This window comes from Arthrobacter sp. BG5 (assembly GCF_056680155.1).
In genome coordinates, this window is record NZ_CM155268.1 from 1,869,856 (window position 1) to 1,893,573 (window position 23,718).

General features: G+C 64.3%; 16 protein-coding genes and 4 rRNA genes. 5 read left to right on the forward strand and 15 right to left on the reverse strand.

All coding sequences use genetic code 11. The annotated features are described in order from the left end of the window. Positions 1 to 65 precede the first annotated feature (65 nt). Positions 66 to 1,590, reverse strand: a 16S ribosomal RNA gene (locus tag AC1MBE_RS08620). A 686-nt stretch (positions 1,591 to 2,276) separates the two neighbouring features. On the opposite strand from AC1MBE_RS08620, the gene AC1MBE_RS08625 reads away from it, so the two are divergent. Next, a complete protein-coding gene (locus AC1MBE_RS08625) occupies positions 2,277 to 4,721 on the forward strand; it encodes an HAD-IC family P-type ATPase (RefSeq protein ID WP_479777337.1) in 2,445 nt (814 codons plus the stop codon). Between the two features lie 522 nt (positions 4,722 to 5,243). Here AC1MBE_RS08625 and rrf read toward each other — a convergent pair. The 6 genes from rrf to rpmB form a co-directional block, all read right to left on the reverse strand. Then, positions 5,244 to 5,360: ribosomal RNA gene (gene rrf / locus AC1MBE_RS08630) — 5S ribosomal RNA — on the reverse strand. A 217-nt stretch (positions 5,361 to 5,577) separates the two neighbouring features. Continuing rightward, positions 5,578 to 8,711: ribosomal RNA gene (locus tag AC1MBE_RS08635) — 23S ribosomal RNA — on the reverse strand. Between the two features lie 565 nt (positions 8,712 to 9,276). Continuing rightward, positions 9,277 to 10,801, reverse strand: a 16S ribosomal RNA gene (locus AC1MBE_RS08640). Together the 16S, 23S and 5S rRNA genes form the textbook arrangement of a ribosomal RNA operon. Positions 10,802 to 11,503: 702 nt before the next feature. Further along, positions 11,504 to 11,809, reverse strand: coding sequence for a 30S ribosomal protein S14 (gene rpsN / locus AC1MBE_RS08645; protein WP_043485315.1), 306 nt, complete (start codon positions 11,807 to 11,809; stop codon positions 11,504 to 11,506). A 4-nt stretch (positions 11,810 to 11,813) separates the two neighbouring features. Beyond that, positions 11,814 to 11,981 carry a 50S ribosomal protein L33 gene (gene rpmG, locus AC1MBE_RS08650; RefSeq protein ID WP_056737121.1) on the reverse strand — a complete coding sequence of 56 codons (168 nt, stop codon included), beginning with the start codon at positions 11,979 to 11,981 and terminating at the stop codon, positions 11,814 to 11,816. Continuing rightward, a complete protein-coding gene (gene rpmB, locus AC1MBE_RS08655; protein WP_011693744.1) occupies positions 11,981 to 12,217 on the reverse strand; it encodes a 50S ribosomal protein L28 in 237 nt (78 codons plus the stop codon). Before rpmB ends, rpmG begins: the two co-directional genes overlap by 1 nt. Positions 12,218 to 12,693: 476 nt before the next feature. Here rpmB and AC1MBE_RS08660 point away from each other — a divergent pair, with 476 nt between their 5' ends. Genes AC1MBE_RS08660 through AC1MBE_RS08670 form a run of 3 tightly spaced genes read left to right on the forward strand, consistent with a single transcriptional unit; the run spans position 12,694 to position 15,444 of the window. After that, positions 12,694 to 14,136, forward strand: coding sequence for a ferredoxin reductase family protein (locus AC1MBE_RS08660; protein ID WP_479777341.1), 1,443 nt, complete (start codon positions 12,694 to 12,696; stop codon positions 14,134 to 14,136). Further along, positions 14,133 to 14,654, forward strand: a complete 522-nt coding sequence (locus AC1MBE_RS08665) for an FMN-binding protein (RefSeq protein ID WP_479777343.1) — start codon at positions 14,133 to 14,135, stop codon at positions 14,652 to 14,654. The genes AC1MBE_RS08660 and AC1MBE_RS08665 overlap by 4 nt, the downstream gene beginning before the upstream one ends. Next, on the forward strand, positions 14,638 to 15,444 hold the full coding sequence (locus AC1MBE_RS08670; RefSeq protein ID WP_479777345.1) for an FAD:protein FMN transferase: 807 nt from the start codon (positions 14,638 to 14,640) through the stop codon (positions 15,442 to 15,444). The genes AC1MBE_RS08665 and AC1MBE_RS08670 overlap by 17 nt, the downstream gene beginning before the upstream one ends. A gap of 65 nt (positions 15,445 to 15,509) precedes the next feature. Here the strand turns inward: AC1MBE_RS08670 and AC1MBE_RS08675 are convergent, their stop codons facing one another. From AC1MBE_RS08675 to AC1MBE_RS08685, 3 genes are read right to left on the reverse strand one after another with little or no spacing between them, the layout of a single operon-like run. Next, entirely contained in the window at positions 15,510 to 16,937 is a 1,428-nt protein-coding gene (locus tag AC1MBE_RS08675) for a GH1 family beta-glucosidase (RefSeq protein ID WP_479777347.1), read from the reverse strand. Positions 16,938 to 16,976: 39 nt separating this feature from the next. Then, positions 16,977 to 17,738 (reverse strand): SGNH/GDSL hydrolase family protein, encoded by a 762-nt coding sequence (locus AC1MBE_RS08680; RefSeq protein WP_479777349.1) that lies wholly within the window; start codon positions 17,736 to 17,738, stop codon positions 16,977 to 16,979. Positions 17,739 to 17,790: 52 nt separating this feature from the next. After that, complete coding sequence (locus AC1MBE_RS08685; protein ID WP_479777351.1) at positions 17,791 to 18,270, reverse strand: MarR family winged helix-turn-helix transcriptional regulator; 480 nt, start codon at positions 18,268 to 18,270, stop codon at positions 17,791 to 17,793. Between the two features lie 92 nt (positions 18,271 to 18,362). Between AC1MBE_RS08685 and AC1MBE_RS08690 the strand changes: the two genes are divergently transcribed. Next, on the forward strand, positions 18,363 to 18,650 hold the full coding sequence (locus AC1MBE_RS08690; protein WP_346958911.1) for a YciI family protein: 288 nt from the start codon (positions 18,363 to 18,365) through the stop codon (positions 18,648 to 18,650). Position 18,651: 1 nt separating this feature from the next. Here the strand turns inward: AC1MBE_RS08690 and AC1MBE_RS08695 are convergent, their stop codons facing one another. The 5 genes from AC1MBE_RS08695 to AC1MBE_RS08715 form a co-directional block, all read right to left on the reverse strand. Beyond that, positions 18,652 to 19,476, reverse strand: a complete 825-nt coding sequence (locus AC1MBE_RS08695; RefSeq protein ID WP_479777353.1) for an SGNH/GDSL hydrolase family protein — start codon at positions 19,474 to 19,476, stop codon at positions 18,652 to 18,654. A gap of 94 nt (positions 19,477 to 19,570) precedes the next feature. Next, the gene (locus AC1MBE_RS08700) at positions 19,571 to 20,641 is read right to left on the reverse strand and encodes a siderophore-interacting protein (RefSeq protein WP_479777355.1); all 1,071 of its coding nucleotides are present in this window, start codon (positions 20,639 to 20,641) and stop codon (positions 19,571 to 19,573) included. A gap of 4 nt (positions 20,642 to 20,645) precedes the next feature. Then, positions 20,646 to 21,521: an ABC transporter ATP-binding protein gene (locus AC1MBE_RS08705; protein WP_479777357.1), complete on the reverse strand. Its 876-nt coding sequence runs from the start codon at positions 21,519 to 21,521 to the stop codon at positions 20,646 to 20,648. Further along, positions 21,522 to 22,544: a FecCD family ABC transporter permease gene (locus AC1MBE_RS08710; RefSeq protein ID WP_479777359.1), complete on the reverse strand. Its 1,023-nt coding sequence runs from the start codon at positions 22,542 to 22,544 to the stop codon at positions 21,522 to 21,524. A 104-nt stretch (positions 22,545 to 22,648) separates the two neighbouring features. Further along, positions 22,649 to 23,716 carry a FecCD family ABC transporter permease gene (locus tag AC1MBE_RS08715; protein WP_479777361.1) on the reverse strand — a complete coding sequence of 356 codons (1,068 nt, stop codon included), beginning with the start codon at positions 23,714 to 23,716 and terminating at the stop codon, positions 22,649 to 22,651. Positions 23,717 to 23,718: the final 2 nt, after the last annotated feature.

Here is a 23,718-nt window from a genome sequence, read left to right on the forward strand (position 1 = left end):
CGTACTCCTGACAACACCACCACACAGGCATAACGCCCGGCGGGGTTGTTGTAGGTGCTCCTTAGAAAGGAGGTGATCCAGCCGCACCTTCCGGTACGGCTACCTTGTTACGACTTAGTCCCAATCGCCAGTCCCACCTTCGACAGCTCCCTCCCACAAGGGGTTAGGCCACCGGCTTCGGGTGTTACCAACTTTCGTGACTTGACGGGCGGTGTGTACAAGGCCCGGGAACGTATTCACCGCAGCGTTGCTGATCTGCGATTACTAGCGACTCCGACTTCATGGGGTCGAGTTGCAGACCCCAATCCGAACTGAGACCGGCTTTTTGGGATTAGCTCCACCTCACAGTATCGCAACCCTTTGTACCGGCCATTGTAGCATGCGTGAAGCCCAAGACATAAGGGGCATGATGATTTGACGTCGTCCCCACCTTCCTCCGAGTTGACCCCGGCAGTCTCCCATGAGTCCCCGCCATTACGCGCTGGCAACATGGAACGAGGGTTGCGCTCGTTGCGGGACTTAACCCAACATCTCACGACACGAGCTGACGACAACCATGCACCACCTGTGAACCGGCCCCAAAGGGGAAGGACTGTTTCCAGCCCGGTCCGGTCCATGTCAAGCCTTGGTAAGGTTCTTCGCGTTGCATCGAATTAATCCGCATGCTCCGCCGCTTGTGCGGGCCCCCGTCAATTCCTTTGAGTTTTAGCCTTGCGGCCGTACTCCCCAGGCGGGGCACTTAATGCGTTAGCTACGGCGCGGAAAACGTGGAATGTCCCCCACACCTAGTGCCCAACGTTTACGGCATGGACTACCAGGGTATCTAATCCTGTTCGCTCCCCATGCTTTCGCTCCTCAGCGTCAGTTAATGCCCAGAGACCTGCCTTCGCCATCGGTGTTCCTCCTGATATCTGCGCATTTCACCGCTACACCAGGAATTCCAGTCTCCCCTACATCACTCTAGTCTGCCCGTACCCACCGCAGATCCGGAGTTGAGCCCCGGACTTTCACGGCAGACGCGACAAACCGCCTACGAGCTCTTTACGCCCAATAATTCCGGATAACGCTTGCGCCCTACGTATTACCGCGGCTGCTGGCACGTAGTTAGCCGGCGCTTCTTCTGCAGGTACCGTCACTTTCGCTTCTTCCCTACTGAAAGAGGTTTACAACCCGAAGGCCGTCATCCCTCACGCGGCGTCGCTGCATCAGGCTTGCGCCCATTGTGCAATATTCCCCACTGCTGCCTCCCGTAGGAGTCTGGGCCGTGTCTCAGTCCCAGTGTGGCCGGTCACCCTCTCAGGCCGGCTACCCGTCGTCGCCTTGGTGAGCCATTACCTCACCAACAAGCTGATAGGCCGCGAGTCCATCCAAAACCACAATAAAGCTTTCCACCCCCCACCATGCGATGAGGAGTCATATCCGGTATTAGACCCAGTTTCCCAGGCTTATCCCAGAGTTAAGGGCAGGTTACTCACGTGTTACTCACCCGTTCGCCACTAATCCCCCAGCAAGCTGGGATCATCGTTCGACTTGCATGTGTTAAGCACGCCGCCAGCGTTCATCCTGAGCCAGGATCAAACTCTCCGTTGAAGAAAAACAGACACAACCAAAGAACCACGGGAAAACGCGGAACCAGGCTGCACAAAATTTGAAACCAGCTAAAAACACCAGACCCGCCACGGGGTGGCAGATCCGGCACAATCAACCAATTCAATACAATAAATTGGTATCAACAAACTTGGCACACTATTGAGTTCTCAAACAACAGACACACCCGGCACCACCCAAACCCAACGGTCCAGGATCGCTCCGGAGCAACTTTTCAAACTTACCCGGTCTCGTCTTCCGAAGCAAATCCGGCTTCCCGGACCAACATCAGCAGACGAACCAGCCCCACCAATATTCTTTAGCGATTGAAGCGCCGAAAGAACCCGGTTTTGAATTTTTTTGGGGGATTGGCCGCCTCCGGTCCTTCAGCGTTTCCGCTGTTCTCCCTCGTGGCGACTTAGAAAACAATACACCCAGTCGACCGTAACCGCAAACCCGCTTCGGAACTGCGCCAGGGGCGGGGCAGCCGACCCTGAAACTGCCGGCAAACCGGCCCTGCATGTCCCGCACCACCGCCGGGATCGCGAGGCCACCAGCGAAGCCGCCGTCGCGAGGGGCTGTATGACCCATCACTATCAGGTCGCTGCTATGGATACCATCAGGGGGTGAGGGCACACGGCCGGCGCCAGTTAGCAGTCCCGTCCCATCGGCGTGTGTCCGGGCCGGCTGTGAACGGGCTTTCGCAACACGACGTCACCGCCCGCATCGAGAGCGGGCTCGACAATCGGGTCCCCGACAAAACCAGCCGCAGCCTGTGGCAGATTTTCCGTGCCAACGTCCTGACGCTCTTCAACGCAATCGTCGGCACCAGCTTCCTCGTGTTGCTACTGCTGGGCCGCTGGCAGGATGCACTCTTCGGGCTCGCGGCCCTCGGAAACGCGGTAATCGGTGTCGTCCAAGAATTCCGCGCCAAAAGATCCTTGGACCGGCTCGCCGTCCTGGATGCCCCGCGTGCCCGGGTGCTGCGCGACGGCCAGATCCGGGACATCGCAACCGCCGACGTCGTCCGCGACGATGTCCTGGTCCTGCGAGCCGGCGACCAGGTGACCGCGGACGCTGCAGTGCTCGAAGCCGCCGGCCTCGAATCCGATGAGTCCCTTCTCACCGGAGAATCGGATCCCGTCAACAAGGACACCGGGTCGGACGTGCTGTCAGGTTCCATCATTGTGGCCGGCCACGGCAAGGCACGGGTGGTGCGCGTAGGTGCCGAGTCGTTCGCCAGCCGTCTCACGGCTGATGCGCGAAGGTTTTCGCTCGTGAATTCTGAGATCCGCAACAGCCTCAACCGGGTGCTCCGCTGGATTGCCTGGGCCATCCTGCCGGTCGCAGTCCTTGTGGTGAACGGCGAGCTGCAGGCACGTGGCGGCTGGCAGAACGCGATCGCCACCGGCAGCTGGGCGGAAGCTTTGGTAGGGGTCATCGCCAGCGTCATCGCCATGGTGCCGTTGGGCCTCGTCTTGCTGACCAGCGTCGCGTTCGCCGTCGGAGGGCTCAGGCTCGCCGGCCACAAGGTGTTGATCCAAGAGCTTGCGGCCGTCGAAGGGCTCGCTCGCGTTGACGTCCTTTGCATGGACAAAACCGGCACCCTGACCGAGGGAGGACTCAGGTTCGACGCGGTCCACCAGCTGACCGGCGCACCGGATCCGGGCTGGCAGCAGGCCCTCGGCTGGTTCGCCGCCGAACCGGAGGCGAACACGACCGCGCGGAGCCTTGGCGATGCATTTGAGGACGACGGCGGATTTCAGTCAATCTCGTACGTTCCGTTCTCCTCTTCCCGGAAGTGGAGCGGAGTGACCTTTGGGGGGAGCAACGGGTCAACCCCCACGTGGATTCTGGGCGCGCCGGAAATGATTCTTGCTCCGGGAAACCGCACTCCGCCGCTGCCAGCCTTCCGGTCGGAGGCGGATTCCCCCGGCGCCCCGTCCCGGGCCCTGGCCTCCGGACACGCCGGTGTGCTGGCGCAAGCCGGCGAGCTGGCCGGCGCCGGTCTTCGGACGCTGCTCCTGGCCGGGGCGGACGGGCTGCCGGGGTCCGGCAAGACGGCCACACTGCCGGACGGGCTCCGGCCCGTTGCCCTCCTGACGTTCCGGGAACAACCCCGCACGGACGCCCGCGAAACCCTGGACTTCTTCCGCGCCGAGGGCGTTGAGTTGAAGATCATTTCCGGGGATGATCCGCGGACTGTCGCTGCCATTGCACGCCGCGTTGGCCTCGAGGTCAGCGAGGGCTTTGACGCGCGCTCGTTGCCCGAGGACCCCGTCCTGCTCGAGCAAGTGATGGAGACCAACACGGTGTTTGGCCGAGTCAGCCCCGACCAGAAGAAGGACATGGTTGCCGCCCTGCAACGGCTCGGGCACACCGTGGCCATGACCGGCGACGGGGTCAACGACGCTCTGGCCCTTAAGACGGCCGACTTGGGCATTGCCATGGATTCCGCGGCGCCGGCCACGAAGGCGGTGGCACGACTGGTCCTCCTCGATGGCCGCTTCGACCGGCTTCCGGAAGTGCTGGCAGAGGGCCGGCGAGTGATCGCCAACATAGAACGCGTGTCCAGTCTCTTCCTCAGCAAGACGGCCTACTCGATTGCCATAGCCGTCAGCTTCGGGCTGCTGCAGTGGCAGTTTCCGTTCCTCCCCCGGCAGCTGTCCTTTACCGACGGCCTGACGATCGGAATCCCGGCGTTCTTCCTGGCGCTGATGCCGAACACCCGGCGGTACAAACCTGGATTCCTCCGGCGTTCCCTCTGGTTCTCCCTGCCGGCGGGGCTCATCGTCGCGGGCTCGCTGCTCGTGCTCAACGCAATCGCGACAGCCGCCGTGATCCGCGAGCCGGCGCCGGATGCCGTTCGTTCTGCCTCCGTCCTCACGCTTTCGATCGTGGGGCTCTGGATCCTGGCCGTAGTCTCCCGGCCGCTCAATGCCGGCCGGCTGGGGGTGTTGGGGGCGATGAGCGTCGCCCTTGTTGCCTTGTTCAACCTCCCCCTGGCGCAGGACTTCTTCATCCTCTCCTGGCCGCCATCCGAGCTCCTGCTCCCGGCACTGGTTGCCGGCGCCGTCGGAGGACTCGCCATAGAGCTCCTCGCCTGCCTGCACGGACGCAAATTTCCCCGCTGACTCTGCGGACGGCGTTGGCTCCGTTGTGGAAAACGTACACTTCCTTCCGGCTCCCCAATCGGCTGGAGACGGCCGGGCTTGCCTTCGTCAGCTGGCCGGGCCGTATTGGAACCGCCGGACCTCCTGCGAGCAGCGGCAGGCGCGGCGATGTTCGCGGCCCACTCGAATGCCGGCAACCGCAGCGGTGGCAAGTACTTCCTCACGCTCCCGCAGACGTGTCAAGTACTACCCCAACGCTCCCGCAGACGTGGCCAGCAACTCACCGACGCTCCCGCACTTTTGACCGCTTATGCCCGACTCTCCCGCAATTGCTGAGCGAAGGAGGCGCCGCCGGCAGGCCAGCGCTGAACCGCCTGGGTAGGCTTCCCTTAGGCGCCGGTCGTGCGGGAGGGTTCTCGTTTTAGCAGCCTCTTGTGCGGGAGCGTCGTTGATATACCGGGAGGATCTGCGGGAGGGTTTCGGGTTTGGGTGTTAAAGAGCTCAGGCCCCGACACGTGGTGTCGGGGCCTGGCTGTAATGGTTGTCCGGCGGTGACCTACTCTCCCACACCCTCCCGGGTGCAGTACCATCGGCGCTGTGGGTCTTAGCTTCCGGGTTCGGAATGGGACCGGGCGTTTCCCCCACGCTATGACCGCCGTAACCCTTGCTCCGCACCCCGGGCCTGTGAAGGGACCGTGGGTGGGAAATCTGTGTGGTTACAACATGTGGTGTTGTATTCAGTTTTGGTTCCCTGGATCAACGTGCCCGTGGCGGGTTTGTTGTTTGGGAACCACATAGTGGACGCAAGCAGTCTTGTTTCTTTGTACCCTTCTTCGTGGTGTGAACGTCTTTTGAATCCGTTCACGAAGAGGGGTGTGTGGTGTAAGTTATCGGCCTATTAGTACCGGTCAGCTTCACGAGTCGTTAGTCCTCGCTTCCACATCCGGCCTATCAACCCAGTGGTCTGGCTGGGGGCCTCTCACACACAAGGTGTATGGAAATCTCATCTCGAAGCGAGCTTCCCGCTTAGATGCTTTCAGCGGTTATCCCATCCGAACGTAGCTAATCAGCGGTGCACTTGGCAGTACAACTGACACACCAGAGGTTCGTCCGTCCCGGTCCTCTCGTACTAAGGACAGCCCTTCTCAAATTTCCTGCGCGCGCAGCGGATAGGGACCGAACTGTCTCACGACGTTCTAAACCCAGCTCGCGTACCGCTTTAATGGGCGAACAGCCCAACCCTTGGGACCTACTCCAGCCCCAGGATGCGACGAGCCGACATCGAGGTGCCAAACCATGCCGTCGATATGGACTCTTGGGCAAGATCAGCCTGTTATCCCCGAGGTACCTTTTATCCGTTGAGCGACGGCCATTCCACAATGTACCGCCGGATCACTAGTCCCGACTTTCGTCCCTGCTCGAGATGTCTCTCTCACAGTCAAGCTCCCTTGTGCACTTACACTCGACACCTGATTGCCAACCAGGCTGAGGGAACCTTTGGGCGCCTCCGTTACTTTTTAGGAGGCAACCGCCCCAGTTAAACTACCCATCAGGCACTGTCCCTGACCCGGATTACGGGCCGAAGTTAGATGTCCAAAGTGACCAGAGTGGTATTTCAACGATGACTCCACCCGAACTGGCGTCCGGGCTTCAACGTCTCCCACCTATCCTACACAAGCCACTCCGAACACCAATACCAAACTATAGTAAAGGTCTCGGGGTCTTTCCGTCCTGCTGCGCGTAACGAGCATCTTTACTCGTACTGCAATTTCGCCGAGTTTATGGTTGAGACAGCGGGGAAGTCGTTACTCCATTCGTGCAGGTCGGAACTTACCCGACAAGGAATTTCGCTACCTTAGGATGGTTATAGTTACCACCGCCGTTTACTGGGGCTTAAATTCTCAGCTTCGCCTTGCGGCTAACCGGTCCTCTTAACCTTCCAGCACCGGGCAGGAGTCAGTCCGTATACATCGTCTTGCGACTTCGCACGGACCTGTGTTTTTAGTAAACAGTCGCTTCCCCCTGGTCTCTGCGGCCCCTGCACGCTCCGGACAGCTTGTGTCCATCACGATGGGGGCCCCCCTTCTCCCGAAGTTACGGGGGCATTTTGCCGAGTTCCTTAACCATAATTCTCTCGATCGCCTTAGTATTCTCTACCTGATCACCTGTGTCGGTTTGGGGTACGGGCGGCTAAAACCTCGCGTCGATGCTTTTCTAGGCAGCATAGGATCACCGAATCCCCCCATACGGGGGTCCCGTCGGGTCTCAGGCATCATGAACGGCGGATTTGCCTACCGTTCGCCCTACATCCTTAGACCGGGACAACCATCGCCCGGCTCGGCTACCTTCCTGCGTCACACCTGTTAATACGCTTGCCTCCCAGGTTTCGGTCCCGCGCTCCACCAAAACCCTCACACCACAAGGGTGATCGGGCAGGTCTCGGGCGGTTAGTATCCCCTGTTCAGCATGGGCGGTTTTTCGCCGGTACGGGAATATCAACCCGTTGTCCATCGACTACGCCTGTCGGCCTCGCCTTAGGTCCCGACTTACCCAGGGCAGATTAGCTTGACCCTGGAACCCTTGATCATTCGGCGGACGGGTTTCTCACCCGTCTTTCGCTACTCATGCCTGCATTCTCACTCGTGTAGGCTCCACCGCTGGTTTACACCGCGACTTCACTGCCCACACGACGCTCCCCTACCCATCCAGACGCCTGAACCACAAGGGCTTAGCTAATATCTGAATGCCACAACTTCGGCGGTGTACTTGAGCCCCGCTACATTGTCGGCGCGGAATCACTTGACCAGTGAGCTATTACGCACTCTTTTAAGGATGGCTGCTTCTAAGCCAACCTCCTGGTTGTCTTCGCAACTCCACATCCTTTCCCACTTAGCACACGCTTAGGGGCCTTAGTTGGTGGTCTGGGCTGTTTCCCTCTCGACTATGAAGCTTATCCCCCACAGTCTCACTGCTGCGCTCTCACTTACCGGCATTCGGAGTTTGGCTGACGTCAGTAACCTTGTAGGGCCCATTAGCCATCCAGTAGCTCTACCTCCGGTAAGAAACACGCAACGCTGCACCTAAATGCATTTCGGGGAGAACCAGCTATCACGAAGTTTGATTGGCCTTTCACCCCTACCCACAGCTCATCCCCTCCATTTTCAACTGAAGTGGGTTCGGTCCTCCACGACGTCTTACCGTCGCTTCAACCTGGCCATGGGTAGATCACTTCGCTTCGGGTCTAGATCACGCCACTGCAACGCCCTGTTCAGACTCGCTTTCGCTACGGCTTCCCCACACGGGTTAACCTCGCGACGTAACACTAACTCGCAGGCTCATTCTTCAAAAGGCACGCCGTCACCCCAACACAGCAAGCTGCGGAGGCTCCGACGGATTGTAAGCACACGGTTTCAGGTACTGTTTCACTCCCCTCCCGGGGTACTTTTCACCTTTCCCTCACGGTACTGGTCCGCTATCGGTCATTAGGGAGTATTTAGGCTTATCAGGTGGTCCTGACAGATTCGCACGGGATTTCTCGGGCCCCGTGCTACTTGGGATACTTCCCAGGCGGCACACTACATTTCGGTTACGGGGCTCACACCCTCTCTGGCCGGCCTTTCAAGACCGTTCACCTATGCACATGCTCTCACCCCACTGTCCCGGCAGAGACAGAACGGAAAGTCCCACAACCCCGACCATGCAACGCCCGCCGGCTATCACACATGGAACGGTTTAGCCTGATCCGCGTTCGCTCGCCACTACTAACGGAATCACTATTGTTTTCTCTTCCTGCGGGTACTGAGATGTTTCACTTCCCCGCGTTCCCTCCACGCACCCTATGTGTTCAGATGCGGGTCACCAGGCAACTCGCGTCCCTGGCGGGGTTTCCCCATTCGGACACCCTGGGATCACAGTCCGGTTATCGACTCCCCCAGGCTTATCGCAGATTCCTACGTCCTTCTTCGGCTCCTAATGCCAAGGCATCCACCGTGTGCTCTTAAAAACTTGACCACAAAAGATCAAGGAGTAATTTCGAGAGAACCATGAAACCAACCCCACACCCAACAACACCACCCCAAAAGGGTGACACCATCACGCGCAGCCAGATCCAGGTTCATATTTCTTGGAAATTGCTTCTTATAAAAGATGCTCGCGTCCACTATGTAGTTCTCAAACAACAACCCCGTACCACACACCCCACACACCCAACCCCCGAAGGGACCAAACAGTGCATGAAACGTCGCAGCCGGGAAACCAGAAACACAAGTCCCACACCCCGCACCCCCAACCCCCCGAAAGGAGAAGAACGCGCAAGCCATGGTCCTGTTGTCTCAGGACCCAACAGTGTGCCAAACACTAAACCGCCTGCGTCCCGCCCCCGCCGTTCCAGGACACCCTGCTCCACAAGAGAGCAGCACATCCGTACTGGGCAAGGACAAAACCATGCGGCCGCTATTTGTTGATATTCCACCCGTGAGCACCCGCCGCAGAACAATCGTCTGCGCAACGGGCGTACTCCTGACAACACCACCACACAGGCATAACGCCCGGCGGGGTTGTTGTAGGTGCTCCTTAGAAAGGAGGTGATCCAGCCGCACCTTCCGGTACGGCTACCTTGTTACGACTTAGTCCCAATCGCCAGTCCCACCTTCGACAGCTCCCTCCCACAAGGGGTTAGGCCACCGGCTTCGGGTGTTACCAACTTTCGTGACTTGACGGGCGGTGTGTACAAGGCCCGGGAACGTATTCACCGCAGCGTTGCTGATCTGCGATTACTAGCGACTCCGACTTCATGGGGTCGAGTTGCAGACCCCAATCCGAACTGAGACCGGCTTTTTGGGATTAGCTCCACCTCACAGTATCGCAACCCTTTGTACCGGCCATTGTAGCATGCGTGAAGCCCAAGACATAAGGGGCATGATGATTTGACGTCGTCCCCACCTTCCTCCGAGTTGACCCCGGCAGTCTCCCATGAGTCCCCGCCATTACGCGCTGGCAACATGGAACGAGGGTTGCGCTCGTTGCGGGACTTAACCCAACATCTCACGACACGAGCTGACGACAACCATGCACCACCTGTGAACCGGCCCCAAAGGGGAAGGACTGTTTCCAGCCCGGTCCGGTCCATGTCAAGCCTTGGTAAGGTTCTTCGCGTTGCATCGAATTAATCCGCATGCTCCGCCGCTTGTGCGGGCCCCCGTCAATTCCTTTGAGTTTTAGCCTTGCGGCCGTACTCCCCAGGCGGGGCACTTAATGCGTTAGCTACGGCGCGGAAAACGTGGAATGTCCCCCACACCTAGTGCCCAACGTTTACGGCATGGACTACCAGGGTATCTAATCCTGTTCGCTCCCCATGCTTTCGCTCCTCAGCGTCAGTTAATGCCCAGAGACCTGCCTTCGCCATCGGTGTTCCTCCTGATATCTGCGCATTTCACCGCTACACCAGGAATTCCAGTCTCCCCTACATCACTCTAGTCTGCCCGTACCCACCGCAGATCCGGAGTTGAGCCCCGGACTTTCACGGCAGACGCGACAAACCGCCTACGAGCTCTTTACGCCCAATAATTCCGGATAACGCTTGCGCCCTACGTATTACCGCGGCTGCTGGCACGTAGTTAGCCGGCGCTTCTTCTGCAGGTACCGTCACTTTCGCTTCTTCCCTACTGAAAGAGGTTTACAACCCGAAGGCCGTCATCCCTCACGCGGCGTCGCTGCATCAGGCTTGCGCCCATTGTGCAATATTCCCCACTGCTGCCTCCCGTAGGAGTCTGGGCCGTGTCTCAGTCCCAGTGTGGCCGGTCACCCTCTCAGGCCGGCTACCCGTCGTCGCCTTGGTGAGCCATTACCTCACCAACAAGCTGATAGGCCGCGAGTCCATCCAAAACCACAATAAAGCTTTCCACCCCCCACCATGCGATGAGGAGTCATATCCGGTATTAGACCCAGTTTCCCAGGCTTATCCCAGAGTTAAGGGCAGGTTACTCACGTGTTACTCACCCGTTCGCCACTAATCCCCCAGCAAGCTGGGATCATCGTTCGACTTGCATGTGTTAAGCACGCCGCCAGCGTTCATCCTGAGCCAGGATCAAACTCTCCGTTGAAGAAAAACAGACACAACCAAAGAACCACGGGAAAACGCGGAACCAGGCTGCACAAAATTTGAAACCAGCTAAAAACACCAGACCCACCACGGGGTGGCAGATCCGGCACAATCAACCAATTCAATACAATAAATTGGTATCAACAAACTTGGCACACTATTGAGTTCTCAAACAACAGACACACCCGGCACCACCCAAACCCAACGGTCCAGGATCGCTCCGGAGCAACTTTTCAAACTTACCCGAGTCCGTGACGCTTTGCAAACGGGCGTTTCCGCGATTTCCAATGCCACGAACAGGATCCCCGCCCTTATTCAGCGCGCAAATATCCGCGCCATTTTCCAGGCTGTTTATCAGGGGGTCGGTCGCTATCTTTCCGCTTCAGCGGCGGCGACTCGAACTACTTTACACACGAACCCGACCCGGAACAAATCGACCCCCGCCGGCACCACCGGGCCTCATAACCCCCGGAAATCCGCGCCAAAACGGGCCGCCGCGCACGGAAGTCCCGGTCCGGCGTCGAAAGTCGCCGGTGTGTGCTCCGTCACCGCGGCAACCATGTAGCGCCGGCACCCGAAGGTGGCGGCCGGCGCGGGCCGAGGGCCGACGGCCCGGGTACGCAGCACCGGTTAAACGGAAGAAGGGCCGGCAACCATAAGGTTGCCGGCCCTTCTTCAAGCCACTGGTGTCAGGAGTACTGAGTTACCAGGAAGACTTCGTGATGCCCGGGAGCTCACCGCGGTGAGCCATGTCGCGGAAGCGAACACGGGAGATACCGAACTTCTGGAACGTACCGCGGGGGCGGCCGTCGATGATGTCGCGGTTACGCAGGCGGACCGGCGAGGCGTTGCGGGGCAGCTTCTGCAGGCCGAGGCGTGCGGCTTCGCGTGCTTCGTCGGTTGAGTTGGGGTCAACCAGAGCCTTCTTCAGTTCGAGGCGCTTTGCAGCGTAACGCTCGACGATGACTTTACGCTGTTCGTTCTTAGCGATCATTGACTTCTTAGCCATGTGTTTAGCGCTCCTCTCGGAATTCGACGTGCTGGCGGATTTTGGGATCGTACTTCCGCAGGACCATACGGTCCGGGTCGTTACGACGGTTCTTGCGCGTCACGTAGGTGTAACCCGTGCCCGCGGTCGACTTGAGCTTGATGATCGGACGTACGTCCTTGTCCTTTGCCACTAGAGCTTCACTCCTCGTGCCAGGATGGCGGCGACGACTACGTCAATGCCGCGTACGTCGATGGTCTTGATGCCACGTGCAGAGACCTGCAGGGTGACATTACGGCGCAGGGACGGAACCCAGTAGCGCTTCTTCTGGATGTTCGGATCGAACCGGCGCTTGTTGCGGCGGTGCGAGTGCGAAATGCTGTGTCCAAAGCCCGGCTCGGCTCCGGTCACCTGGCAGTGTGCTGCCATGACGACTCTCCTCATGAAAATAAAATGAAACGGCCGGCGGAGTTCCCGCATAACCGCGCGACAGGCAGCGTCCGCATCCAGTTCCCACGCGCATCCCGCAGTTCGCGGACAGCCGGTAAACCGGCGTCAGTCCTCAGCTGCGGCGAAGATTATGGGTCACGGGCACCGGGCGGTGATAACCACAAGGGAATCACTGCGAAGTGCCGGGATACTGGGCGAATACAGGAGTGCACGCAACTTGAGCCCCTAACTACCGGCCACCGGAGGTACCTGATTTCTCAGCCATATCCGCCAACCGGAGCAATTGCACACGCTCCGCGCCACCTAGCGCCTACCAAGTCTACGAGCTTGGCGAATTAAAGACCAATCCGGGCCCGGAGGGTGTATAAGCAGCGACGCCGTGGCGGCCGGCAAGTCACATCAGCGACGTAGTCCTTTCACAGCAAAATGATAGGCAATGGGCAGACTCTGGATCCATGAACACACCTACCCAGACTGCCCTGCAGCCCGTGACCCGACGGGCGCCGGTCGGCGGCAATCCCTTCAAGGGGCAGTACCGCAGGCGGCTGCTCCGAGCCGATCTCCTCACCGTGATCGCCTGGGCGTCACTGGCCGGGGCTGTGGCTCTGTGGCTCGCCGACGGGGGCGCCGCCGGCTTCTCAAGTGTGGCCGGGGCGATCACTGCGGTGGGCATCGTGGCCGGGCTCGCCGGGATGGACCTGGTGCTGCTCATGCTGCTCCTTGCTGCCCGTCTTCCCATCATCGACGGCGCCGTGGGCCATGACCGCGCCCTCGAATTCCACCGCAAACTCGGGAAGCCGTCCCTGTACCTGCTCCTGGCGCACGGCGCGCTGCTCGCCATCGGCTACGGCCTGGCCGAAGGGCTCGACCCGTTCAGTGAGGCGGTGGCCCTGTGGGTCATGGTTCCCGACATGTGGCTGGCATTCGTCTCCCTTGCGCTGTTTCTTGCGGTGGTCGTCACTTCCCTGGTGGCCGTCCGCCGCCGGTTCCCCTATGAGTTCTGGTACGCCGTCCACCTGCTGACCTATGCCGCCGTGCTGACCTCGCTGCCGCACCAGTTCAGCGTCGGAGGCCTGTTCGCCGAAGGCACCTGGCAGCGCTGGTACTGGCTGGCGGTGTGCATCGCCACGGGGGCGGCGCTGTTGCACTACCGCGTCCTTGAGCCGATTGTCGCCACCGTCCGGCACCAGCTGCGGGTCAGCCGCGTGGTGGCTGCGGGCCACGGTGTGGTCAGCGTCGAAATGAGGGGCCGGCACCTCGACGAGCTGGCCGGAAGCGGCGGACGGTTCTTCATCTGGCGCTTCCTCGCCCCGGGCCAGTGGTGGCACCCGCATCCCTTCAGCCTCTCCGCGGAGCCGCTTCAGTTTAACGCCGACGGCGGCGGCCTCCTGCGGATTACGGTCCGGAACCTCGGCAGGGGTTCCGCGAGCCTGGCCCGGTTGAAGCCCGGCACCCGGGTAGCTGTCGAAGGTCCGTACGGGCTCTTCAGTACCGCGGCCCGCAGCCGGAGGCACGTCGTGATGATTGGAGCCGGCATCGGCATCACCCCCATCCGCGCCCTGCTCGAGAACACCCCCTTCGCCCCGGGTGACGCGACCGTGATTCTCCGCGGCCACAGCCGGTCCGGCCTGTATCTCGGCGAGGAAGTCCTTGAACTTTGCCGGCGCCGCGGCGCCACCCTTTTCCACCTGACCGGCCGCCGGCCCCGCGGCGTCCAGACCTGGCAGCCGGAAGCGGAGGCGCGTGCCGGCTACCGGCTGGCGAGCTACGCGCCCAAGATCGCCGACGCCGACGTCTACGTCTGCGGGCCGGCCGGCTGGGCACAAAACGTCCTAAATGACGCACGCCGGGCCGGCGTGCGGGAAGAACAACTCCACTACGAAAGGTTCGACTGGTGAGAATTCGTGCAGCAGTTTCAGCAACCCTGGCCTCGGTCGGGATCCTCGTGGCCGGCTGGCAGTCCGGAACGCACGTGGCCGGCACTGCCAGCGCCGTGGGCACAACAACCGGCTCCGCCGGAGCAGGCTCCACCGGCTCGGGGACCAGTGGTTCCGCCGGGAGTTCGGCGCAGTCCTCCGGAACCACCGGAACCACCGGTTCGTCAGGCACCTCCGGATCCAGCGGAGCGGCGGCGAAGGCCGGCGGCAGCTATGCCGGCGACGTCGTGCAGACGCGCTTCGGCCCTGTCCAGGTGCAGATCACCGTCAGCGGCGGCACCATCTCCGATGTCACCGCCCTCCAACTCACGGATGACGGCGGACGGTCGGTGCAAATCAGCAACTACGCCGCACCCCTGCTGCGCGAGGAGGTCCTCCAGGCCCAGTCAGCCAACGTGCAGACCATCAGCGGCGCCACCGTCACCAGTGACGCTTACCTGACCTCGCTCCAGGCAGCCCTCGATGCAGCCCACCTCTGAGCTGGGGCGGCCGGACCTGGCGGCCAAAACCTTCCGGTCCATGGGGACCGTCGTCAGCCTCACCGTCCCGGCCGCGACCGGGGACCGGTCCCCCGCGGCAGAGGCCGCACTGGCGGAAGCCGCCGGCGTCGTCGAACGGCGGTTCCTGGAACTGGACGCCCGCTTCAGCCTCTATCGGCCCGAGTCCGAGGCCAGCAGGCTTGCGCGCGGGGATCTGTCGCTGCGCGCGGCCTCGCAGGAGTTCCGGGAACGGTACGCCGAAGCCGCCGAATGGCGTCTGCTCACCGAGGGTGCGTTCACGCCGGAACGGCCGGACGGTGTGCCGGACCTGTCGGGGCTGGTGAAAGGGTTCTCGATCAAGGAAGCAGGAGCCGCGCTGCATTCGCTGGGGCTTGGTGACTGGTGTCTGAACGCCGGCGGCGATGTGCTGGTGGCCGGTTCGCCCATCGCGGGCAGCCGCGCGTCCTGGCAGGCCGGGATTGTCGATCCGCAGGACCGCAGGAACCTGATTGCGGCGTTTCCGCTGGGCGGCGGCACCGGATTTGTTGCCCTGGCCACCTCCGGCTCCGCCGAACGCGGCGACCACATCTGGACCCGCGGGTCGGGGGCCAGCGAATTCCTTCAGGTCTCGGTCGCCGCCGCTGATATTGTCACCGCCGACGTGCTCGCGACGGCCGTCATGGCGGGGGGCGTCCCAATGCTCAACCGCGCAACCAGCGGCTGGGCCGTTGAGGTGCTGGCCGTCCGGACTGGCGGGGGCATCCTCGCGACGCCGGGGTTCCGCGCCTAGCCAGGCACGACGACGCCGCCCTCCGCCCGGGGCCGCTGCACTTGCCCCTCCTGCCGCTGCCGCCGCTACTGCCGGTCCTGCTCCTGCTCCACTGCGGGCACCGTGTTCGAGGCGGCGACACGGGAGTACCAGAGTCCGCTCGCCTTGGGAATCCGGCGCTGCGTTTCGTAGTCGACCCGGACCAGCCCGAAGCGCTGGTAATAACCGAACGCCCATTCGAAGTTGTCCAGCAGGGACCAGGCGAAGTATCCGCGGACGTCCACACCGTCCGCCAGCGACTCGTGCAGTGCCCGCAGGTGCGCATCGAAAAACTCCAGCCGCGCCCGGTCATCCACGAACCCCTCGGCGTCGGGAACGTCCTCGAAGGCAGCACCGTTTTCCGTAATGTAAATCGGGATCCCGGCCGGCCCGGTGTAGTCGCGCTGCAGCCGGTTCAGCAACCGGCGCAGACCCTCGGGCTGGACCTCCCATCCCATCCCGGTGACGGGGAGGCCGCGGGGGACCTGCCGGACGCCGTCGGCCGCTACCAAGGGTGAGGCCGGATCTCCGGCCGGCCTGGCCGGTCCCTGCTCCGGATCCGTGGTGAAAGCATCCCCGTGGTAGTAGTTGACTCCCAGCAGGTCGACGGGCTCGGAAATGATGTCCAGGTCCCCCGGCCGGACGACGTCGGCCATGCCGAGGTGGGCCACGTCGGCGAGCACGTCGGCCGGATACTCGCCGCGAAAAAGCGGGTCCAGGAAGAGCCGGTTGGACTGGCCGTCAACCCGGCGGGCCGCGTCTACGTCCCCTTCCCGGGCCGGGTCCGCCGGATCGGCCACCGTGAGGTTCAATGTGATGCCCAGGGTCGCGCCGGGATCTCGCCGGCGGAGCTCGCGGACGGCCAGGCCGTGGCCCAGCAGCAGGTGGTGGACCCCGGCGAGCGCCGCTGCCGGGTCGCGCCTTCCCGGGGCATGGATCCCGGCGGCGTAGCCGAGGAACGCAGAGACCCAGGGCTCGTTGAGTGTGGTCCAGATTCGGACCCGGTCGCCGAGCGCCTCGTGCATCACCGCGGCATAGTCCGCGAAACGCTCGGCAGTTTCCCGCGCGGCCCAGCCGCCCTTGTCCTCCAGGGCCTGCGGCAGGTCCCAGTGGTAGAGCGTGACCCAGGGGGTGATGCCCGCGGCGAGCAGCTGGTCGACCAGCCGCGAGTAGAACGCGATGCCTTCCGGATTCGGCGTCACGCCATCGGGCATGCAGCGGGCCCAGGAGATGGAGAAGCGGTAGGCCGCGAGGTTCAGGTCCTGCATCAGCCGGACGTCCTGGGCCGAGCGGTGGTAGTGGTCGCAGGCGACGTCGCCGTTGTGGGCATCTGCGACCGCCCCGGGCACTCGGCAAAAGACATCCCAGATGGACTCCCCGCGGCCTCCCTCGCGGGCGGCGCCTTCGATCTGGTACGCCGCGGTGGCAGCCCCCCACAGGAAGCCGGCTGGGAAGGCGAGGGGGCTGCTGTTCATCCTGGTGCTGCTCCTTGCATCGGGCTGGAAGGCGTAGTGCTAGAGGCGGGTGAGCTGAGGATACCGCGGCGAGAGGCCGTCGCCGGAGGACTTGCCGGTGACCCGGCGCATCACCCAGGGACCGGCGAACTCGCGGACCCAGCGGGCGTTCGCGCGGAGCGCCTCGGAGCGGCTGAGTTCCGGAACCGGCGTCATCGGCGGGATGTCGATCGAGTGGTTATGCTCCAGCACGGTCAGGACGCGCTTGGCCATGTTGGCGTGGCCGGCGGCGGACATGTGCATGCGGTCGGTGGCCCACATGCCCCAGTCGTAGTACTCGCTGAACCGCCAGTAGTCCACCAGCAGCGCATCGTGGTCTCCGGCAATGCCGCGAACCAGCTCGTTGTAGATGGCGGTGCGGCCGCGCATGGTGCCGAAGACCTTGGAGCCTCGGGCGTCGAAGCCGGTGAACATTACGACGGTAGCGCCGGTGGCCTTCAGTTTGCGGATGCCGGCGTCGTACTCCACCAGCAGGTCATCGATGTCGATCTTGGGACGGAGGATGTCATTGGCGCCGGCGTAGATGGTCACCAGGGTGGGTTTAAGCGCGACGGCGGCGTCCACCTGTTCGGTCATGATCTGGCGGAGCTTCCGTCCGCGGATGGCGAGGTTGGCGTAGCCGAAGCCGGGGTCGGCCGCGGCCAGCTGCTCGGCGACGCGGTCCGCCCAGCCCCGCACGCCGTTCGGGCGGGCCGGGTCGTCGTCGCCGACGCCTTCTGTGAAGGAGTCTCCGAGGGCAACGTAGCGGGCTGTGAAATCCATGGATTCAGTCTGCCATCTGTTGCTGAGAGCAACCAAGAGGCCCAACCGGAAGCTAGTTTTCGCGCAGGATCCAGTGGCCGGCGTCGAGCCGGGACACGATCTTTTCGCCGATGCGGGCGAGGTCGGCGACGTCGTCCGCATCGAGGGCGTCCAGGAACAGCGAGCGGACCGCTTCGACATGACCCGGGGCGAGCCCCTCGATGGTGGCCATCCCGGCGTCGGTGAGGTGCGCCGTCGTGACCCGGGCGTCGCCGGGGTGCGGCCGACGTTCCAGCCAGCCACGGTTTTGGAGCTTGGTGACCACGTGTGAGAGCCGGGACAGCGAGGCGCTGGTGCGCGCCGCGAGTTCGCTCATGGGCAGGTACCGGCCCTCGGCTTCGGAGAGCATGGCCAGGACGTTGTAATCGAACAGCGAGAGTTTCCCGGCCGCATGCAGTTGCGTGTCCAGCGCGGCGGGCAGCAGGGTGTTGATGCTCAGCTGGGCCAGCCAGGCCCGGCGTTCGTCGGCATTGAGCCAGCGCGGTTCGGTCATGGCTCCATTCTAGGAGCCTCGATGCTTGACGATTCAACTTCGGGCCGGTTTTGGTTCCGGCCTTCTGCCCGGCCCGGCGGTAGGCTGGCGCTATGTACGTAGTCTCCTTGACCTACAAAGTGCCTGACGAGATCGTCGACTTCCACCTCCCGGCACACGTCGCCTGGCTGCAGGATGCCTTCGACCGCGGCGTCTTTATGGTGGCCGGCCGCAAGATTCCCCGCACCGGCGGCCTCCTGCTCTCCAACGCGGACCGCGCCGATTTGGACGCCGCACTGGCCAAGGACCCCTTCTACGTCAACGGCGTCGCCGACTTCGACGTCGAGGAGTTCCACGCCAGCCGCGTCGCCCCTGGGTACGAGAACCTGCTGGACAGCTAGCTCAACCCGCCAGCAGCTTTTTCAGCCCGCCCTTCCGGGGCACTTTCACCGGTTCGGGCCAGCGCGGGCCGAGCTCATCCCCCAGCGTGACGCCGCGCAGCTTGCGGCCAAAGAGGGGAAGCACCCAGTCGTGCACCCAGCGCCGCTGCCGCCGTTCCCAGTCCCGAAGACCCAGCCGGGCCGGCGGCTCCCATTCTTTGGGGCTGATGTTGTGCGGCACGCCGAGCTGGTCCAGGACCTGGGCGGCGAGGTACTTGTGGCCGGCCTTGGACATGTGGAGCCGGTCCGTACCCCACATCCGGGGGTCCTGGAAGGCGTCAAAGCACCAGTAGTCCACCAGCACCGCGCCGTACCAGGCGGCCAGCTCCCGGACCCGCCGGTTGTACAGGGTGTTGCGCCTTTTCAGCGGCTCCAGCAGCACCGAGACCTTGACGTCGAACCCGGTGAAGAGCACCACCGTGGCGCCGGTGGCCGCCAGCTTGGCCACCAGGTATTCGTAGTCATCCATGAGGTCCTGGATGTCCGTGCCGAAGTCCAGGATGTCGTTGCCGCCGGCATACAAGGTCACCAGGGTCGGCTTCATGGCCAGAGCCGGTTCCAGTTGCTCGGCAATGATGTGCCGCAGCCGCTTGCTCCTGATGGCGAGGTTGGCGTACTCCCAGCCCGGCTGGGCCTTCGCCAGCTTTTCCGCAACCCGGTCCGCCCAGCCGCGGACCCCGTTGGGCAGCCGCTTGCTGCGGTCCCCCACGCCCTCGGTGAACGAATCCCCCAGGGCAACGTAGACCCGCCGCCCGTCCGGGCCCGGAAGCAAAGGTATTGACGCCACCCCAGCACGCTAGCCACTGCACAAAACCGGCAGGCAACGGCCGGATTAACCCAAGGTGATCGGCTCGGCGGCCCGCAGCCGCCGCGCCGCAGGCCTAGTGCTCAGCCTTCCCCTGCCGCCAGTAACCCATAAACGCCACCTGCTTCCGGTCGATCCCCACGTCCCGCACCAGATAGCGGCGCAGCTCCTTGACCGTGCCCGCTTCGCCGGCGATCCAGGCGTAAAAAGGGCGGGCGCCGGCGGGCCGGCCCGGGTTCCGGCCGGCTCCGACCGCGCGGGCATCCATCCTGGCCGGGGTTTCCCACAGAATGTCCCGGTCCACGTTGACGTCCTCGGGTTCCGGGCCGGCGGCTGGATGCGCGACGGTGGCGCCCACCCAGCCGGGCTCCGGTATGACCGCCCGGACCGCGGCCCGGAGCAGTTCCCCGTGCGGGCGGGGCCCGCTGGCCGCCCCGCGGGCCAGCCAGGTGATCCCGACGTCGGCCGCCGAGCTGAGGTCCTGGAAGTCCGCGGCCGACGGAACCTCGAGGATGGCGTGGCCGCTCAGATACGCCGGGAGGCTTTCGAGGATGGCGGCAATGGCCGGAACCGCTGTTTCGTCCCCGGCCAGCAGCACGCGCTGGGCCAGGCCCGGCCGCCATTCAATGCCGGCGTAGCTTTCCGCTGTGACGCAGTGGGCGGCCCGGTTGTTGGGCCCGATGAGGATCAGCGTGTCGCCCGGCCTGGCGTTCAGGGCCCAGTTGGCGGCGGGCCCGCCGTGTCCGGAAGCATCCAGATGCAGCACGAAGTCGACGTCGATCTCCGGGTAGACGGCGTCCAGGCGCGCCTGCCGCACGGTGTAGGTCCGCATGGAGCCCCGCACGGCCGGGTCCAGGGCGAGCCATTCGGTGTACCAGCCGGCGCGTTCGGTCCTGAGTTCGGGCAGCGGGACTGGGCCGCCGTCGGGGGTCCGGGAGGGGATCATCAGCTTGATCCGCAGGTCCAGCGTGCTGCCGTGCACACCGAACTGCCGCAGGGAGTAACCGTCGAAGGTGATTCGCCGGAAGTTGGGGCTGAGCTGTTCAACGGCCGTGACCCGGACCTCAAAGGCCCGGGTCATGGGTTCTGCAGCGGGCGGAGCGGGCGCCGCCGCGGTCGCCAGGGGCGGGGGAAGCGTTGCGGTCATGGGATCAGCTCCAGCTGGGGTCGGTGTTTTCGGCGGACAGTGTTGTATTGGTCGGTGCTGTGGCGGACGGTGTTGGGGCCGCACCGTGATGGCGTCCGAGCGGCACGATCAGGGGCGTGCCGGCGACGGGGTCGGTGATCACCCGGGATTCCAGGCCGAACGCCTCGCGGACCAGCGCCTCGGTGATCACCGTCCGTGCGTCCCCTTCGGCCACGATCCGCCCGTCCCTCATGGCGATGACGTGGTCCGCGTAGCGCGCTGCGAGGTTAAGGTCGTGCAGCACGATCGCCACGGTGGTGCCGTGCCGGCGGTTCAGGTCCGTCAGCAGGTCCAGGACTTCAACCTGGTGCGCGAGGTCCAGGTAGGTGGTCGGTTCATCGAGCAGCAGCACCTCCGTTTCCTGGGCCAGGGCCATCGCGATCCACACGCGCTGGCGCTGCCCGCCGGAGAGTTGATCCACCGTCCGGTCCGCAAGTTCCAGCGTGTCAGTGGCGGACATGGCGTGCTGCACGGCCCGCTCGTCCTGCGCGGACCCTGCGCCCGCCCAGCCGCGAAAGGGGCCCTGGTACGGGTAGCGGCCACGGCCCACCAGGTCCCGGACGGTGATGCCGTCGGGCGCCGTCGGGTGCTGCGGAAGCAGGCCCAGGGTGCGGGCAACCTCCCGGGCCGGCCGCGCATGGATGTCCCTGCCGTCGAGGACCACCGTCCCGGCTGCGGGCTTCAGCAGCCGTGACAGAGCCCGGAGCAGCGTGGATTTCCCGCAGGCGTTGGCCCCGACGATCATGGTCAGCTTGCCCTCCGGGATGCCGGTGGACAGCCCCTCGATGACGGTGCGCTGGTCGTATTTGAGGCTCAGGCCGCAGGCTTGCAGGGTAGCCACTCAGGCATCCTTTCGGTTGGCCGTGACCAGGAGCCACAGCAGGAACGGCGCCCCCAGGGCGCCGGTGACGACGCCGACGGGCAGGACCGTCCCGTCCAGCAGGAGCGGGGCCAGGTTCGCCGCCAGGAAGTCAGCGGCCAGGACGATCAGCACTCCGGCCAGGGCCGAGGCCGGCAGGCTCGCCTTGCGGACAAAGCGGCGGGAAACCGGGCCGGCCAGGAAGGCGACGAACGCGACCGGCCCGGCCGCCGCCGTCGCCACGGCGGAGAGGGCCACGGCGGTCACGACGACGGCGAGCCGGGTGGCGCCGACGCGGACACCCAGGCCCGAGGCGGTGTCGTCGCCGAGTTCGAGGATGCGCAACGGGCCGGCGATGACGGCGACGGCCGGCAGCAGCACGAGCAGTGCCACGCTGAGGACGCCCGCCCGCTCCCAGTTGGCGGCGTTGAGCGAGCCGTTGAGCCAGACGAGGGCGTCGGCGGCTGTGCGGATGTCCGCCCGGGTCATCAGGAAGCTGACCACGGCCTGCAGGGCGGCGGCGATTCCCACGCCGGCCAGGATCAGCCGGTTCCCGGCCGCGCCCCGGCCGGCCGGGGAGACGGTGGACCCGCGGCTGGAAATGGCATAGATGAGGGCCGCGACGCCGAGCGCTCCGGCAAGGGCCGCCCCCGACACGGCGGTCCCGGCGGCGCCGAACACCACGATCGCGGTGACGGCTGCGGCGCTGGCGCCGTAGCTGATGCCGATCACGTCCGGGCTGGCCAACGGGTTGCGCAGCATCGTCTGGAACAGGGCGCCGGACAAGCCGAACGCCGCGCCGACCAACCCGCCCACGACAGCCCGCGGCAGTTTGTGTTCCATCACGATGAAGCTCGCACCGGGGATCTTCGAGCCGCCGGTGAGGTGCGCCGCCAGGATGGTGACGAAGTCCGGAATGGTGACGGTGTAGCTGCCCAGCAGGATGCCCGCCGCAAACACGGCCGCCGCCGCGAGGGCCAGGGCCGCAGTCCGGGTGGGGACCATCCCCCGAGGCGGCAGACGGTGCCAATGTTTGCGCGGAACATTGCCGCGACCTGCCACTTCGGCGGGAAATTTCGGGGCCGGAGGTACTGTCTTGGGGCCGGCGCTCACAGTCCGGCCCCGCTGCTCCGGCGGACCAGCCAGACGAAGACGGGCGCACCCACCAGCGCGGTCATGATCCCGGCCGGGACCTCGCCGGGAGGCAGGATAACCCGGCCGGCCACGTCGGCCGCGAGCAGCAGCGCCGGTGCCAGCACCATCGAGAACGGCAGGATCCAGCGGTAGTCGGGGCCGGCCAGGAAGCGGACGGCGTGCGGAACCACCAGGCCCACGAAGCCGATCGGTCCCGCCAGCGCCGTGGCCGAACCGCAGAGCAGGACGACGCCGAGGGCCGTGATACCCCGGGTCAAGCCCACGCGCTGGCCGAGGCCGCGGGCCAGGTCATCGCCCAGCGCCAGTGCGTTGAGGTTCCGGCCGGTCCCAAGCACAATGGCGGCACCCAGCAGCAGGAAAGGCATCCCGGCGTGGAGCGCGGCCCAGTCACGGCCCGCGATCCCGCCAACCTGCCAAAACCGGAAGCGGTCCAGGGTGTCCTGGCTGGAGACGAGGATGACGTTCATGAGCGAATACAGCCCCGCGCTCAGGGCGGCCCCCGCCAGCGCCAGCTTGACCGGCGTCGCGCCGTCCCTGCCCAGCGACGCGATCAGGTACACCAGCACGGCGGCCGCGGCGGCCCCGGCAAAGGCACACCAGATATAGCCGGACAGCGAGGAGATCCCAAACACGTAGATCCCGGTAACGACTGCCAGCGCCGCCCCGGCGTTGACGCCGATAATTCCGGGGTCGGCCAGCGGGTTGCGGGCCACACCCTGCATTGCCGCCCCGGCCAGACCCAGCGCGCCGCCAGCCAGCAAGCCAAGGACGGCGCGCGGGACGCGGGCGTGGACCACGGCGTGGTCGCCGTCGGCCGGACTGAAAGCGGTGAGCGCCTGCCATACGGTCCCCAGGCCGAGGCCCCGGGCTCCGACGGCGAGGGACGCAGCGGTCACCAGCGCCAGCACGACGGCGGCTGCCAGCAGCCAAGCGGTCCGGCGGACACCGGAACCAGCGGCCGGTGCCGGTGCTTTCGGCAATGCGGTGGCTGCAGGGCACCCCGTCGTCGTCAGCGGGCTCATGG

Coding starts and splice junctions, on each gene's coding strand:
- AC1MBE_RS08670 (WP_479777345.1), top strand. CDS start 14,638: ATGCAGCCCACCTCTGAGCTGGGGCGGCCGGACCTGGCGGCCAAAACC.
- AC1MBE_RS08680 (WP_479777349.1), bottom strand. CDS start 17,738: ATGGATTTCACAGCCCGCTACGTTGCCCTCGGAGACTCCTTCACAGAA.
- AC1MBE_RS08685 (WP_479777351.1), bottom strand. CDS start 18,270: ATGACCGAACCGCGCTGGCTCAATGCCGACGAACGCCGGGCCTGGCTG.
- AC1MBE_RS08715 (WP_479777361.1), bottom strand. CDS start 23,716: ATGAGCCCGCTGACGACGACGGGGTGCCCTGCAGCCACCGCATTGCCG.
- AC1MBE_RS08660 (WP_479777341.1), top strand. CDS start 12,694: ATGAACACACCTACCCAGACTGCCCTGCAGCCCGTGACCCGACGGGCG.
- AC1MBE_RS08675 (WP_479777347.1), bottom strand. CDS start 16,937: ATGAACAGCAGCCCCCTCGCCTTCCCAGCCGGCTTCCTGTGGGGGGCT.
- AC1MBE_RS08700 (WP_479777355.1), bottom strand. CDS start 20,641: ATGACCGCAACGCTTCCCCCGCCCCTGGCGACCGCGGCGGCGCCCGCT.
- rpsN (WP_043485315.1), bottom strand. CDS start 11,809: ATGGCTAAGAAGTCAATGATCGCTAAGAACGAACAGCGTAAAGTCATC.
- AC1MBE_RS08710 (WP_479777359.1), bottom strand. CDS start 22,544: ATGGTCCCCACCCGGACTGCGGCCCTGGCCCTCGCGGCGGCGGCCGTG.
- rpmB (WP_011693744.1), bottom strand. CDS start 12,217: ATGGCAGCACACTGCCAGGTGACCGGAGCCGAGCCGGGCTTTGGACAC.
- AC1MBE_RS08690 (WP_346958911.1), top strand. CDS start 18,363: ATGTACGTAGTCTCCTTGACCTACAAAGTGCCTGACGAGATCGTCGAC.